We start from the raw sequence: 14,227 nt of genomic DNA, 5'->3' as shown, positions 1-14,227 counted from the left end.
ACGGCTCAAGCGTGCGGATTGTTTCCGCCGACAAGGTACGAAGCGGTGGTATCGGGGGCTTCTTCGCGAAGCAGCACTACGAGCTCTCCGTCGAGGTACCGGACGCAACCGAGGAGAGTGATGACATGGCGCAACAGACCGTGCCCCAGAACGGCTCCAACAGCTTCGAGCGCCTGCTCGAACAGGCGGAGTCGCAGGACCGGGTGAGTACCGAGGGCCCACCGCCGGGCATCGAGCGGCGAGCCCGTCAGGACAGTCGCGACGCCGGCCTGGGTGACACCGGGGCCGCGTTCGCCGAGCTGATGGCCGGCCTCGACGTCGCCACCCACATGGGCGAGGGCACTCAGCACAACCGCGCGGCCACACGGGCCCGCCCCGTCGAGGCCCGCGAGGAGAGTCAGACGGTGCGCCCGTTCCGGCCCGCGGCGGCGGGTGGCTCGGCGGTCAACGCCGGACAGCGACCGCTGCCCGCGGCATTGCCCACGGCGCCGAGTTTCCCGGGCCGGGCGGCTCAGCGGCCCACCCCGGAACGGGTCGACCCGCGCGTGCCGGCGACGCCGATCCGGCCCACCGGGTCGCCGGTGGCACGGACCGCGCACGCCGCTCCGCCCCCTCCGCTCCGGCTGTCCGAGCCGGCCCCGGCCCCGCCGCGTGCGCCCACCGCGTTCAGCCCGCCGGCCCGCTCCGCCGCGGAGGTGTACGGGCTCGAGGACCCGGCCCCGATCTCACCGGCCGCACCGGCGCCCGCACCCGTGGCGGTGACACCGGTCCGCGCCGCACCCGCCGGCACCGAACTCGACCCGGTACAGCGCAACCTCATCTCGGTGGGCATGCCGGAACCGATGGCTCGCAAGATCACCGGCGGTGACACGTACGCCGGGGTACTGAGCGTCCTCGCCGCCCGCCCCGCCGCACCGGGCATCCCGGACGGGCCGGGTGAGATCCTGGTCCTGGCCGGGGAGGTGCACACGGCCGTACCGATCGCCAAGCAGCTGCTCGAGCAGATCCACGTGGACCAGACCCACCTGCTGCTGGCCGCACCGTCGACGGCGGGCACCGGACTGCACTCGTCCCGGCTGATCTCCAGCCGTGGCGCCGCGGAGTCGCGCGCCGAGAAACTGCAGGGCTCCGAGCACCCGTGGATCGTCGTGATCGACGCACCGGTCGGCGGTACCGACCCGTTCTGGGTCAACGACATGTCCGACGCGCTCGGCGCCACAGCCCTCTGGGCGGTCGTCGACGCCACCCGCAAGACCGCCGACACCGCCCGTCATCTGCGCAACCTCGGCGAGGTGGAGGCGCTCGTCGTGCACAGTGTCGAGCTCACCGCCGACCCGGCCTCGGTGCTCGGGCTGGAGGTGCCGATCTTCTCGCTGGACGGCCGGCCCGCCACACCGCACGCGTGGGCAGCGATGCTCTGCGCCCGGATCGCGGCCGAGGTGATGCCGTCCGCGGCCACACCCCGACGGGTCAGTCGCGCCGCCCGGCGATGATCAGGCCATCGGTCCTGCTGTTCGCGCTCCTGATGAGTGCGCCGGCGTGGTACCGGCTGGTGCTCGACGAGGTCGACGTCCTGCAGGTACTGATCCGGTTCCTCATCGCGGTGCCGATCGCGGCCGTCCTTCTGGCCGGTCTGCGGTTCATCATCGGCGGTTACCGCACCACCACCGACGTCGCCTCGGCCACCACGATGCGGCCCGAACCGTTCGACGCGAGGGATCCTGACAAGCCCGTATGACCGGATCGGCGCCGGCCCGCTCAGGCGGGCCGGCGCCGATCTTTTGGCTCTGCGTCAGGCCTGGACGTCGATCCGGCCGGTCGGTACGGCGCGGCGCGTGGCGTCCGGAGCCGGTTCGGCCGGGAGGTCGCCCCCACCGGGCCGCCCGTCGGCACGCCGGCCCAATCCGCCCGCCTCGGCGAACTGCTGCCGAGCCTGCTGCTGGGCACCGCCCTGCCGCAGGTCGAGCGTGCAGTTGCCGAAGCCCGAGTCCTCCAGCTCCCGGCGCAGCTCGTCGAGCGACGACCGCAGCGCGTCGGTGCCCGCCTCGGTACCGCCGGTGAGCTGGACGTTGATGTCGCCGTTGCGGATCTCCGCCACCACCTGGACCGGGCCGAGGTCGACCGGGTGCAGGTGCACGGTGAGCCGGTGCACACCGTCGGCGTCCAGGCGCAGCGGCACGATCCGGGTCGCCAGCTGAGCCGCCGGAGGTCCGGGCATCGGCGGTGCCGGCGGCTGCGGTGCCTGGGGCCCCGCGATCGGAGCCGTGGGCGCGGTGGCCTGCACGCCGGGCACACCCATCGCGGCGGGTGCGGTGGGTGCCGCGGGTGCGGCGTTCTCGGCCGGTGCGGTGCCGGGCAGGCCGGTGGGCAGGCCGGTCGGGGCGGTTGCGGGTTCCTGGGTGGCTTCGGCCATACGGAAGGCCTCGGCACCGCCGCCCGCCGAGTCGCCGCCCTCACCACCCGCGCCGGTGTCCGGTGCGTTGTTGCCGGCGGCCGCCTCGACCGGGGCGGCCTGGGTGGCGTCCGGTGCGGTGGTCTCCGGGGCCGGAGCCGGGCCGGGAGTCGTCACGGCGGCGTTGGCTACGGCGGCCTCGCTGGTCACGGCGGGGGTCGTCGTGGTGGCGGTGGGTGCGGTGGCGGTGTCGGCTGCCGGCGGGGCGGTGGACGTCGCGGCCTGGCCGGGTGCTGGTGCCTGTGGTGCCGCGGGGGTGGGCGCTGTTCCGGTGGTGCCGGGCGCCTCGGCGGTGCTGGTGGTGGGGCTCGCCACGGCCTGGTCGGCGGCGGGGAGAACGGCGGTCGGCGCGGTATCGGTGGGCGCCGGTGCGTCGGTGGCCGGGCCAGGCTGGGCGGCCTGTGCATCCGGCGCCGGGGGCGGAGCCGGTGTGGGTGCCTGTGCTGTGGTTGGTGCTGTTGCCGGGGTGGCCGCAGTGGCGCCGGGTGCGGCTGGTGTTGCCGTCGCGGGCTGCTCGGCCGGGGTCGTTGCCGGCGTGATGCTCAGGGCGGACACGGCACCGGACTCGTCGCCGGCCGGAGTCGCGGTGGTCGTCTCCGGGGTGACCACGGCCTGGTCCTGGGCCGGCTGAGCCGGCTGCGCGGTGGCGGTGATGGACGCTGTGGCCGCGGTGGGCTCGGCCGTCTCCGTCCGCTGGTCGTCCTTGGTGGCCTCGGTCTTCGTCGACGCCTTCGTCGTTCCCGTGGGCGGCTTCGCGTCGGCCCGAGCCGACTCACGGCGGTCGGCCGCTCGGCCGGCCGCACGATCGGCCGCACGTTCGGTGGCGCGGCCCGCGGCGGCCTTGTCGGCGCGGCGGTCCGCAGCGGTGCGCTGCTCCGCGCCGCGCTCGTTCGTCGCCCGGTCCGCGTTCCGGTCCGCGTTGTCGGCGCGCTGGGTGGCCGCGCGCTCGGTGGTCCGCTGCCCGGCGTTGCGCTCGGCGGCCCGCTGGTCCGCGGTCCGCGCCGCTGCCCGCTGGTCCGCGCCCCGCTCCGAAGCGCCCCGCTCCTCGGCCCGGCGGCCGGTGCCCCGCTCGGCGGCCGGCCGGTCGTCCCCGGTGCGGCCCGCGGATCGCTCAGCCGCGGCACGGTCCGCGGACTGCTCGGCCGCGGCACGCTCCGCGGCATCCCGGCCGACGGTCCGCCCCAGCGCCGCCGCCGACCGCCCGAGAACAGCCCGGTCAGCCGTAGCCCGGTCAGCACGCGGCTGATCAGCGGTGCGCTCGTCACCCGCTCGGGCCGGCGCCGTCCGGCGACCCTCACCGGCCGAGGCCGGCCGGCCACCCTCGCCGGCCGGCCGGTCCAGCTCAGCGGAGAGAGCCGACCCGAAGTCCGGTGACCCCTCGTCACGTCGCGCGGCCGGGCGTCGGGTGGTGTCGGTCGCGGGCCGGCGGTCGGGACCCGTCACAGAACTCGGCGTGGTCATGCGCTCTCCCTGTTCCAAAACTTGTCGACTGGTTCGGGTGAGCCTCAGCCGCCGAGCGCGGCCAGGGCCTTCTGCACCTTGGGGACGTACGCCTGGGTCTCGGCGAACGGCGGGATGCCGTCGTACTTGTGCACCGCGCCACCGCCCGCGTTGTAGGCGGCCAGGGCCAGCGGCACCGACTTGAACTCCTTCAGGTGCTGGGAGAGCAGCTTCGCCGCGCCGTTCACGGCCTGCGCCGGGTCGAAGGCGTTCGAGACACCGAGACCGCGGGCGGTACCGGGCATCAGCTGCATCAGGCCCTGCGCGCCGGCCGGGCTGACCGCCTTCGGGTCGTAGCCGGACTCCACCTTGGCGACGGCGGCCAGCAGCTTCGGCGGGACGTCGTACTTCTCGCCGGCCTTGACGAACAGGTCCGCGTACGGCACCCCGCTCAACCCCCCGGACGTGCGCAGGCCGGCCGGGCGCAGCGAGGAGATGTCCTGCAGTACGGCGGCCGGGGTGTCCTCCAGCACACGGCGGATCGCGACCGGCTTCTCGTACACGCTCTGGATCTTGACGTGGTCGCCCGGCTTCGGCGCCGCGATCATCTTGTTGTCACCGACGTAGATGCCCACGTGGTCGACCGGCGAGTTGAACGCCAGGATGTCGCCGGGCTTCGCGTCGGCCATGCTCGCCACCGGGCGCCCGGCCCGAGCCTGGTCCGACGCGATGCGCGGCAGATCCACGCCCAGGTCCTTGTAGGCGCGCTGCACCAGGGCGGAGCAGTCGAGGCCCTTGGCCGGGTCGGTGCCGCCGAACACGTACGGCGTACCCAGGTACTTCTTGGCCGCGGCCACGATGTCGCCACCACTGGGGCCGGCGACGCCCGAACCCGGCGAACCGCCCCGGGTCGCGTCGGCGAGAGCCGAGGCGAACGTGGTGCCCGAGGTGGCACCCGCGGGCGCGGCCGGAGCCGGGTTGAGACCGAGCTGATCCTGCAACTCCGAGATACGGGACATGACCCCGCTGACACCCAACGTCATGCTTCGCTCCGCTTCGGGTCGGCGACATTTCCAGCGGCGTTACGAGCCTTCGAGGTGATCGCCAGCTCGTCGAGGTTGGCCTGGTCGACACGCAGATCGTGGGCCTTGACCGTGGCGGCGTGCCGCTCGGCCATCAGCTCCACCGCACGCCGCCGCTTGGCGGCGTCCGTCAGCGCGGAGATCTTCTCCCGCTCCACCTCTTCGGCGTCGGTGACGAGGCGCTGAGCCCCGAACAGTCCGGCCGCCAGCGACTGCCGGGCCACCAGCGCGGCAACCATCGCCCGCGCCGAGCCCTCGTTGGGCGCCTCACTACCGACAAGATCCAGCTGACGTCGCTTCACCAGCGCCTGGGCTTCCCGGATCTCAGCCCGCGACTGGATCACCGCGCCGCGAGCGACGTCCTCCTGTGCCTTGCGGGCACGAAGCACGGGTCCGAGTCTGAACAGACGGTTCACGTTGGCCTCCTAGCGGGGCGGTGGGCCCTCACATGACCGCTTCGGCCCACCCCCGCCCCCAACTGAGCCCTGCACCCGCCTTGCTACCCAGCGCCCTCAAGTGACGCCACCCACTGCCGACCATCCATCGCTGCGAGGCGCCTCTCACCCTGCGTGCCGCGCATCCCGCGATGTGCACTTTTCGGAAGTACGGTCGATCCCGAACCGCCTCGAGCGGCCCGCGACCACGCCGCCCGTCAAGCCTCTGCCGCGTCCGCCGGGCGGAGCTGCCCACTAAAGCTCACCCCAAGTCACCCCGCACCCCCGCAGCGTCCCCACCCCCGCACCCGCGTCCCCCGGCGTCCCGCGTCCCCCGGCGTCCCGCGTCGCCGGGCCCGCGTCTCCAGCACCAGCGGCCCGCCGCGTCGCATCGCCCGCCGCCTGGAGATGTAGCTGCACACGTTGGGGTTGCGTGTGCCCTGGTGACGCCCCTGACGTGGGTAGACGCGCACGCAAACCCCAACGTGTGCGCTGGCTGCCCCTCGCAACCCCGCGCGGGGAAGTCGACGCGCACGGAGGCGTCAGCGTGTGCGCTGGTCCCGTGGGGGGAGTCCTGTGGGGCGGGGAGGGTCAGGTGGTGGCTATGAGGGCTCGGAGGGCGGTCCAGGCGTCGTCGGCCGTTACGCGTTCGTCGAGGTCCTGGCGGAGGAAGGCGCTGATCTGGGTCCACGCCGCATTGGCGCGGTCGGCGTCCGGGTTGGTGCCCGGTGCGTAGGCGCCGATCTCGACGAGTTCGCGTACCTCGCGGTGGGCGGCCATCAGCCGGCGCAGCTCGGTGGCGTCGGCCCGCTGCTGCTGGCTGGTGATCTTGTTGGCCACCCGGGAGATGGAGTCGAGTGCCTGGATGCTCGGGAAGTGGCCCGCGGTCGCCAGCTTGCGGTCGAGCACGATGTGCCCGTCGAGGATCGAGCGGGCCGCGTCGGCGATCGGCTCGTTGTGGTCGTCGCCCTCGACCAGGACCGTGTAGAGGCCGGTGATGCTGCCCCGCGCACCCGGGCCGGCCCTCTCCAGCAGCGAGGCGAGCATCGCGAAGACCGACGGGGGATAGCCCCGCGTGGCGGGTGGTTCGCCGACCGAGAGCCCGACCTCGCGCTGTGCCATCGCCGCACGGGTCACGCTGTCCATCATCAGCAGCACGTCGGCACCCTCGTCGCGGTAGTACTCGGCGATCCGGGTCGCCACGGCACCGGCACGGAGGCGTACCAGAGGTGGGGTGTCGGATGTGGCGATGACCACCACCGAGCGTGCCAGTCCCTCCTCGCCGAGGTCGTGCTCGATGAACTCGCGCACCTCACGGCCCCGCTCACCGACCAGGGCGACCACGTTCAGCTCGGCCGACGTACCGCGGGTGATCATGCTCATCAGGGTGGACTTGCCGACACCTGATCCGGCGAAGATGCCGATGCGCTGGCCACGTCCGCAGGGTACGAGCGTGTCGAGAACGCGTACCCCCAGAGACATCGGCTGGTCGACCAGCTGGCGCTCCATCGCCGAGGGTGGTCGCCCGTCGATGCCCACCAGCTCACCGCGCAGCGGTGGTCCGCCGTCCATCGGACGGCCCAGACCGTCGAGGATCCGCCCGCGCAGGTCGGGGCCGACAGCGATGCGCAACGGCCCCCCGGTGTTCACCACCGGCGTGCCCGCGCCGATGCCGGCGATCGGGCCCAGCGGCAGGCAGGAGAGCCGTTCCCCGTCCAGGGCCGCGACCTCGGCGAACACCGAGTCCGGCCCGTTGCCGATGCGCAGCAGGTCTCCGACGCGCGCCTCCAGGCCGCCCACCGTGACCCGCAGGCCGACCGCGCCGGTCACCCGTCCGCTGACCAGCGGCCGTGCCGCCTGGATCGCGCTCTGCAGGCGGTGCTGGAAGACGTCGGTCATGGTGTGCTGCCCTTCGTGGCGTCGCCGGCCGCGCCCAGGTCCGTGCCGCGGTACCGGACCGCGGACGGGAACCTAGAGGCGCAGCGCCTCCCGTACCCGGCTCATCGCCGTCTCGATCGTCGCGTCGACGGTCGCGGTGCCGGTCTCCGCGACCGCGTCACCGGGCCGCAGGTGGGGGTCGGGGCGCAGGCTGATCCGGCGGCCCTCGAACTCGAAGTCGCCGGCCGGGTTCGGGCCGACCAGCATCGCGTAGTCGTCCGGGTGCAGGCTCACGTTCAACCCACCCTGCTCGGGTGCGGCGCTCATCGCCCGGCGCAGAGCGTCGGCGCCCCGCTCCGGATCGTCCCGCAGCGTACGCCCGACGATCGCCTCGGCCAGCTCGAACGCGCTCGCCAGTACGACCTCCTGCAACTCGGTGAAGGTCGGCATGAGCTGGTTCTCCAGCTCGGTGACGGCCCTGCCGAGCGCGTTGACCGCCTGGGCCAGGGCGGTGGCGCGCCGGTGCTCGTACGCCTGTTCCGAGGCATGCGCACGTGCCGCGGCGGCCTCAGTGGCCTCCGCGGCATCCCTTTTCCCCTGCGCCCAGCCCTCGGCGTACCCGGTGGTGCGGGCCTGCTGTCTCGCCCGCTCGGTGGCCTCGTTGTCGATCGGCTCCGGGTTGCGCAGGTCGACGGCGAACCGCGCGGCGGTGGCACTGTCCGCCACCGCCCCGCGGATCACCGGACTGTCAGGCGATGAGCTCATCGGCTTCGCTACCGCGCTGGATCTCGATCTGGCCGGAGTCCTCGAGGGTGCGGATGACACCGACGATCTTGGCTTGGGATTCCTCGACCATCTTCAGCTTGACCGGCCCGAGCAGGTCCATCTCCTCGAGCAGGTTGTCGCGGCCGCGCTCGGAGAGGTTCTTGGTGACCTTCTCGCGCACCGTGTCCGGCACGCCCTTGAGTGCGGTCGCCAGGTCGGCCGGCTCCACCTGCCGGAGCACCAGCTGCACCGCCCGGTCCTCCAGGTTGATGATGTCCTCGAACATGAACATCCGCCGCCGGATCTCCTCGGCCAGCTCGGGGCTGCGGGCGTCGAGGGCTTCCAGGATGAGCCGCTCGGTGGTGCGGTCGGCGCGGTTGATGATGTCGACCAGTGGCTGGAGACCGCCGACGGTGGAGAGCTCGTCGGGCTGGAGCACGCTGGAGAGCTTGCGCTGCAGTGCGCTCTCCACCTGCCGGATGATGTCCGGCGAGGTCCGATCCATGATCGCGATGCGGTGCGCGACCTCGGTCTGCACCTCCAGCGGGAGGCCGGCCAGGATCGACGACGCCAGCGCCGACGGGATGTGCGCGAGGACCAGGGCGATCGTCTGCGGGTGCTCGTACTGGACGTACGAGAGCAGCTGCCGCGGGTCCGCGTGGCTGAGGAAGTTGAACGGGATGTCGTTCATCGAGGCCTCGAGCCGGTCCAGGATCAGCGCCGCCCGCTCCTTGCCGAGCGACGCCTCCAGCAGCTCCCTGGCGTAGTCCATGCCACCGGACCCGGCGTACCGGGTGGTGGCCATGGCGTAGAACTCGTCCATCACGTCGTCGACCTGGGCCGGCTCGAGCTTGCCGAGCCGAGCCACCTCGGCCGAGAGCATCTCGACCTCTTTCTCGGTCATGTTGGCCAGCACCTGCGCGGATTGTTCCTTGCCGAACTGGACCAGCATTATCGCGGCCTTGCGCACGCCCGTCATCGACAGCGTGCTCAGAGCAGGTGTGGTCAACGGATGCTCCTCAAACCTTCGTCGTGCAAGTGGATCCTCAGTGCGTCGAGTCCGCGGACATCCAGCCGCGGATCAGGGCGGCGGTCTCCTCGGGCTTGTCCCGGACCAGCTCCTCGATCTCCTTGTGCCGTTCCTCGCGGGCCTCGTTGTTGCGGGTCGCCACCGGCGGGCTCTCCAGCATGTTGGTGTGCATCCCCACGCCGGCGGCGGTCATGTCCAGCTCCGCCTGGCGCTGCGCCTCGAGGGCGGCCTGCATCTCCTCCAGGTGCCGGCGCTCCTCCTCGCTGAGCTGCTGGCGCTTCTTGGCCCGCTTGTTCGCCCGCCAGGCGAGGAACAGCAGAGCGAGCACCACGAAGAGCAGGGCACCGGTCTTGACCAGCGTCATCTGCTTGGCCTGCTTCTCGGCGACGGCCGCGGCGGCGAGCTCGTCCTTGGCGGCCTGGGCCGCGCTGTTGTCGAACGGCATCGCGGCGACCGCGATGGTGTCACCGCGGGTGGCGTCGACACCGGCCGCCGCGCTGATCAGCTGCTGCACCTGGTTCGCGTCCACGCCCGCCGCGGTGGTGCTGTTGAGCAGGACCGAGACGTTGAGCCGGTTGATACCGCCCGGCGCGTTGCGGCGTACCTCTTGAACCTCGTTCAGCTGCCGGTTGCGGGTCTCGTTCTTGTTGGCGTACTGCCCGTTGCCGTTGCCGTTCGGTACCTGGATGTTGTCCGGGCCGAGCACACCGCCGTTGCCGGTGCCGCTGCCGGTGTAGGTCTCCGTGTTGATGCTCTCCGACTGGGCCGGCACGGCCGGGTCGGCGCTGTAGGTCTTGCTGCGCGTCTCGGTCTGGTCGAAGTCGAGCTCGGCCGTGGTGGTGACCACCGCGTTGCCGGGACCGACGAGGTTGTCCAGCATCCGCTGGAGCGAGGAGTTCAACCGGGTTTGGAACGCGACGGTCTGCTGCTCGGAGCTGTTGCCGCTGCCCGCGGCGACGGCCGCACCGCCACCGGCGGAGAGCATCCGGCCGTCCGATCCGGCCACCGTGACCTGGGTCGGGTCGAGGCCCTCCACGCTCGAGGCGACGAGGTGCACGATCGACTGCACCTGCGGCTCGTCGAGCGGGTTGCTGGCCTTGGAGGCGACCAGTACCGAAGCGGTCGGCTTGGCCTGGTCGTCGGTGAAGACGTCCTCCTGCGGCATGACGAGGTGCACGGTGGCCGCCTCGACGCCCTCGATCGACTTGATCGTCTTGGCGAGCTCGCCCTCCAGCGCGCGCTGGTAGTTCGCGTGCTGCATGAAGTCGCTCGTGGTGATGCCCTGCTGGTCGAGCAGCGAATAGCCGGTGCCCTCGTCGTTGGGCAGGCCCTCGCCGGACAGCTGGAGTCGCAGGTTGTTCACCTGGTCACGCGGCACCAGGACGGTCTGGCCGTCGTTCGCCAGCTCGTACGAGGTGCCCGATTTCTGGAGCGACTCGACGATCGCGCTCGCGTCCTTCGTCGAGAGGTTGTTGAACAGGATCTGGTACGACGGCTTGGCCGCCCACGTGGCGAAGAAGTAGCCGCCGACCAGGATGGCGATGACGGCGAAAATCGTGACAGCCTTCTGTCCCGGTGTGAAGGACTTGAAGGTGTCCGTGACGCGGCGTACCGGAGCGGGAAGGCGGTCGGTCATGTCAGGCCTGCATCCTCATGATCTCTTGGAAGGCCTCCACGGCCTTGTTGCGGATCGCCATGGTGAGCTGCAGGCCGAGCTGAGCCTCGGTCGCGGCCATCGTGTACTGGGCCGGGTCCTTGAGGGTGCCGTCGGCGACCTGCACCGCAAGATCGCTCGCCTTGGTCTGCGCCGTCTGGACGTTCTCGATGCCCTTGGCGAGCATGCCGGCGAAATCAGCGTTGGGTCCCTGCGTCGCGGGGGCTCCGGTGGCCTCGCCGGCATCGGAGAACCAGTTGGTTCCGCCGATGCCGGCTACTCCGGAGAAGCCTCCGATGGGACTGATGGGTGACGTCACCGTCATCACTTCCCGAGGTTGATCGCGGCCGTGTACGAGTCCTTCGCCCGGTCGACGACCGAGAGGTTCGCCTGGTAGGAGCGCTGGGCCATCATCATCTGGGCCATCTGGCTGCCCATGTCGATGTCCGGGCGGCGAACGTAGCCCTCGGCGTCGGCGAGCGGGTTGTCCGGCTCGTACGCCAGGATCCCCTCGGCACTGCCGTAGTGGATGCCGGCCACCTCGGCCCCGTTGCCGTCCTGGGCCTCACGGGCCTGGACGAACCGCGCCTGGAAGGCGTTCTCGGAGGTACGGGTGGTGTTGTTCATGTTGGCGATGTTGTCGGACACCGCGTCCAGCCACTTGCGGTAGACGGTGACGCCGGTGCCGGCCACCCCGATCGCGTTGAAAGTACTCATCAGGCCCCCTTGATGGCTTCGCGCAGCGAGTTGTACTTGCCGTCCAGCGCTCGGATGGTGAGCTGGTAGCGCATCGTGGTGTCGATGTGCTGCAACGTCTCGCTGTCCAGGTTGACGTTGTTGCCGTTGAGCCGGGTCGGCTCCATCGAGCTCAGCACGCTCGGGGTCACCTCGGACGGCGAGCGGCCGTGGGCGACGGCGCTGCTCAGCGCCTCCTCGAACTTGACCTTACGCGCCCGGTAGCCGGGGGTTTCGATGTTCGCGATGTTGTTGGCGATGGCGGTCTGCCGGGCGGCGAGCCCGGAGACAGCAACGCGCAGTGCAGACGACGAGCGGTCGTCGAACATAGGTGCTCCCTAGTCGATCCGTCATGTCGCCGATCCATGGCTTCTTTCATCTGAGCAATCCGTGCTCGTACCCTGCATTTCGGCGTGCGCGCCGATCCGCTGAGTCCCAAGCGGTTGCGGCGAGGTTGCACACGAAAACGCCCCGGAGCCCGTGGCCGGGTCCGGGACGTTCGTGGTGTTCTCACATCGCTTCGTGGCTTCTCACATCGCGCAGTCGAGGTAGACGGGGCGCTTGACCGCCTCGCCGGTTTCTATCCGGGCTGTCATCGCCGACTGCTGGCGGTTGGTGGTGAGGCGGCGGGCAAGTTCCTCCGCGGCCGCGAGCTGACGGGTCAGGATCGCGTCGGCGCGGGGCCTGAGTTCCAGCGGCAGGGCACCCAGCTCGGTCGGCGGGCGCCACAGGTCCGACGGCGGTGTCTCGGCGATGCGGCGCTCGTCGGCCAGCATCGCCTCGACCGACTCGACGTCCATCTCGAGTTCGTCGAGGGCGGAGGCCCAGGCCGAGCGCCAGTCGACGGCCTGCGTTCCGGTGCTCATGTCCCGGCCGAGGCGGCCTCGCGCCACGCGTCGCGCAGCGGCTCAAGGAGCTTGCGGCAGCCGGCGACCCGGTCGGGGTCGCGCTTGATGTTGGCGCCGATCAGTTCGGTGAGGATGAAACCGTAGAGGTTGGCGAGACCGGGAGCACCGTCCCAGGCCTCCATGTCGAGGCTGACACGCAGTTCGAGCACGATCTCCTGGGCGTGATTGAGCCGGTCGTTGGCGGTCTCGCGCTCGTCGGCGCGGAGAGCCTCCTCGCCATGTCTCAGATCGAGCAGGAGACGGTCGTAGAGCATGATCAGCAGCTTGGCGGGCGACGCCGTATTGATCGAGTCCTGCAGATAGCGGTCGCGCAGATTAGTTGCGGTCATCGGTCCTCCTGGTCTCTGTCCTGGTGGCTGGCCGGAATCATCATCAGCCGGACATGCCGCCGAGCTGGCCGGCGAGCCAGTTGGACTTGTTCTTCAGGTTGCCCAGTGCCGTTTCCAGGTTGGTGTACTGCTTCTGCAGAGTGAGCTGGCGAGCCGCGAGACGGATGTCCCAGTTGCTGATCTGGGATTTGAAGTTGTCGATCTCGAGCCGCCGGCCGGTGATGACCTTGGTGACGACGAGCGACTGCTTGCTCGTCTGCTCCTCGAAGTTGTCCGCGAGACCGATCATGGCTTCTTGGATCTTCGTGGGGTCGGCGTTGTAAGCGGTGGTGAACTTGCCGGCGTTGAAGGTCAGCTTCCCGCCACGGTCGAGCTGGATGCCGACCTGGGCCAGGCTGCCGAACACGTTCAACTTCATGTTGCCCGGGGACTCCTCGGGCAGGCCCGAGCCGTCCGCCGGTTTGACGTACTTGGGGTTCGCGTACGACAGGCCGCCGCTGACCGAGCTCATGATGGTGTGGCTCAGCTGGCGCACCATGAAGTCACCAGTGAGGGCCGAGCCCTTTCTCGTGGTGGGATCGTAGGCGGTCTGCGCCGACACCTCGTCGAGTGCCGCGTTGGCGGCGTCGACGAGCGCCTGGAGCTTCTCCGCGATGCCGGCCACGTCCGCCTGCGCGGTGACTGTCACGCCGGTCTCCGGCTTGGTGATCGTCACCGAGACGCCGGGCAGGAGTCCGGTGAAGGTGTTGCTGCTGCTCTTGACCTCGTAGCTGCCCGGAGTGAGCGTCGGGTTCATGGGGTCGGTCGTGTCCAGCGAGCCGACGCGGATCATCGCGTCGGCGGGCGCGATGACGGTGATCGGCGAAGTGGAGAGGCCGGTGACCGAGAACGCGTTGTCGGTGCCACTCTTGGTGCTGCTGAGCTGCAGGATGACGTCGCCGGTGCTGGTCGTGACCACTCCTGCCCGTACGGGAAGGCCCTTGGTGCTGTTGATCGCGGAGGCGATGGCAGCCGGTGACTTGTCCGCGCCGATCTCCACCTTGATCGGCGTGCCCGCCGGCGGGGTGCCGAACTCGAACGAGAGTTCGGTCGAGCCGTCGGTGCCATCGGCCGTGTCCTTCGGGAACTGGACGGTGCCCACCTGCGCGGTGGCCACCGAGACGACGTCGAACGTCGTGACTCCCGAGGCGGAGTTCGTGCCGCCGGTGGCGGTCGCGACCACTCCACTGGAGCTGGAGCTGGCCTGGATCGACCGCCAGGTACTCAGCTGACCCAGCGTGTCTGCTGCGCCCTTCAGCGAAAAGAGCTTGCCGTTCACGGACGTGTAGGACGCCACCGTGTTCTCGGCGGTCTGAACCTTGGCCTTGAGGCGGTTCTGCGGAGCCGCCTCCACCTGCATGAGCTGGCCGATGAGGCTGGAAGTGCTGAGACCGCTGACGAGGCCGTCGACTGAGCTGGACACGGAGGCTCGCTTTCGGTGCGGGAACAGAAGGGGTAGCCGGCGTTGACCCGCCCGCTAC

The 14,227-nt window shown here is 70.8% G+C and carries 15 protein-coding genes; 2 read left to right on the top strand and 13 right to left on the bottom strand.

What is annotated here, in order from left to right; all coding sequences use genetic code 11:
• Nucleotides 1-11 precede the first annotated feature (11 nt).
• Together ACFQV6_RS05520 and ACFQV6_RS05515 are read left to right on the top strand one after the other, a co-directional pair.
• Entirely contained in the window at nucleotides 12-1,493 is a 1,482-nt protein-coding gene (locus ACFQV6_RS05520; protein WP_378026201.1) for a hypothetical protein, read from the top strand.
• Complete coding sequence (locus ACFQV6_RS05515; RefSeq protein WP_378026200.1) at nucleotides 1,490-1,738, top strand: hypothetical protein; 249 nt, start codon at nucleotides 1,490-1,492, stop codon at nucleotides 1,736-1,738. Before ACFQV6_RS05520 ends, ACFQV6_RS05515 begins: the two co-directional genes overlap by 4 nt.
• Before the next feature lie 54 nt (nucleotides 1,739-1,792).
• On the opposite strand, the gene ACFQV6_RS05510 is transcribed toward ACFQV6_RS05515, so the two are convergent.
• The 13 genes from ACFQV6_RS05510 to fliD form a co-directional block, all read right to left on the bottom strand.
• Nucleotides 1,793-3,913 carry a flagellar hook-length control protein FliK gene (locus ACFQV6_RS05510; RefSeq protein ID WP_378026199.1) on the bottom strand — a complete coding sequence of 707 codons (2,121 nt, stop codon included), beginning with the start codon at nucleotides 3,911-3,913 and terminating at the stop codon, nucleotides 1,793-1,795.
• Between the two features lie 44 nt (nucleotides 3,914-3,957).
• A complete protein-coding gene (locus ACFQV6_RS05505; RefSeq protein ID WP_378026198.1) occupies nucleotides 3,958-4,935 on the bottom strand; it encodes a transglycosylase SLT domain-containing protein in 978 nt (325 codons plus the stop codon).
• Complete coding sequence (locus ACFQV6_RS05500) at nucleotides 4,932-5,390, bottom strand: cell envelope biogenesis protein TolA (RefSeq protein WP_378026197.1); 459 nt, start codon at nucleotides 5,388-5,390, stop codon at nucleotides 4,932-4,934. Before ACFQV6_RS05500 ends, ACFQV6_RS05505 begins: the two co-directional genes overlap by 4 nt.
• A gap of 609 nt (nucleotides 5,391-5,999) precedes the next feature.
• On the bottom strand, nucleotides 6,000-7,307 hold the full coding sequence (locus tag ACFQV6_RS05495) for a FliI/YscN family ATPase (protein ID WP_378026196.1): 1,308 nt from the start codon (nucleotides 7,305-7,307) through the stop codon (nucleotides 6,000-6,002).
• A 72-nt stretch (nucleotides 7,308-7,379) separates the two neighbouring features.
• Entirely contained in the window at nucleotides 7,380-8,051 is a 672-nt protein-coding gene (locus tag ACFQV6_RS05490) for a FliH/SctL family protein (protein WP_378026195.1), read from the bottom strand.
• Nucleotides 8,035-9,060: a flagellar motor switch protein FliG gene (fliG, locus tag ACFQV6_RS05485; protein WP_378026194.1), complete on the bottom strand. Its 1,026-nt coding sequence runs from the start codon at nucleotides 9,058-9,060 to the stop codon at nucleotides 8,035-8,037. Before fliG ends, ACFQV6_RS05490 begins: the two co-directional genes overlap by 17 nt.
• A 37-nt stretch (nucleotides 9,061-9,097) precedes the next feature.
• On the bottom strand, nucleotides 9,098-10,717 hold the full coding sequence (gene fliF, locus ACFQV6_RS05480; protein WP_378026193.1) for a flagellar basal-body MS-ring/collar protein FliF: 1,620 nt from the start codon (nucleotides 10,715-10,717) through the stop codon (nucleotides 9,098-9,100).
• Between the two features lies 1 nt (nucleotide 10,718).
• On the bottom strand, nucleotides 10,719-11,060 hold the full coding sequence (fliE, locus tag ACFQV6_RS05475; protein ID WP_378026275.1) for a flagellar hook-basal body complex protein FliE: 342 nt from the start codon (nucleotides 11,058-11,060) through the stop codon (nucleotides 10,719-10,721).
• The gene (locus ACFQV6_RS05470) at nucleotides 11,060-11,452 is read right to left on the bottom strand and encodes a flagellar basal body rod protein FlgC (protein WP_378026192.1); all 393 of its coding nucleotides are present in this window, start codon (nucleotides 11,450-11,452) and stop codon (nucleotides 11,060-11,062) included. The genes fliE and ACFQV6_RS05470 overlap by 1 nt, the downstream gene beginning before the upstream one ends.
• Complete coding sequence (locus ACFQV6_RS05465; RefSeq protein ID WP_378026191.1) at nucleotides 11,452-11,799, bottom strand: flagellar basal body rod protein FlgB; 348 nt, start codon at nucleotides 11,797-11,799, stop codon at nucleotides 11,452-11,454. The genes ACFQV6_RS05470 and ACFQV6_RS05465 overlap by 1 nt, the downstream gene beginning before the upstream one ends.
• Before the next feature lie 201 nt (nucleotides 11,800-12,000).
• On the bottom strand, nucleotides 12,001-12,336 hold the full coding sequence (locus ACFQV6_RS05460; RefSeq protein ID WP_378026190.1) for a hypothetical protein: 336 nt from the start codon (nucleotides 12,334-12,336) through the stop codon (nucleotides 12,001-12,003).
• The gene (gene fliS / locus ACFQV6_RS05455; protein WP_378026189.1) at nucleotides 12,333-12,707 is read right to left on the bottom strand and encodes a flagellar export chaperone FliS; all 375 of its coding nucleotides are present in this window, start codon (nucleotides 12,705-12,707) and stop codon (nucleotides 12,333-12,335) included. The genes ACFQV6_RS05460 and fliS overlap by 4 nt, the downstream gene beginning before the upstream one ends.
• A gap of 43 nt (nucleotides 12,708-12,750) precedes the next feature.
• Nucleotides 12,751-14,169 (bottom strand): flagellar filament capping protein FliD, encoded by a 1,419-nt coding sequence (gene fliD, locus ACFQV6_RS05450; protein WP_378026188.1) that lies wholly within the window; start codon nucleotides 14,167-14,169, stop codon nucleotides 12,751-12,753.
• Nucleotides 14,170-14,227: the final 58 nt, after the last annotated feature.

Origin of the sequence: Actinoplanes sp. GCM10030250, from assembly GCF_042666575.1 — a bacterium.
Lineage (GTDB): Bacteria > Actinomycetota > Actinomycetes > Mycobacteriales > Micromonosporaceae > Actinoplanes.
This window is presented reverse-complemented; position numbering and strand designations above follow the sequence as displayed.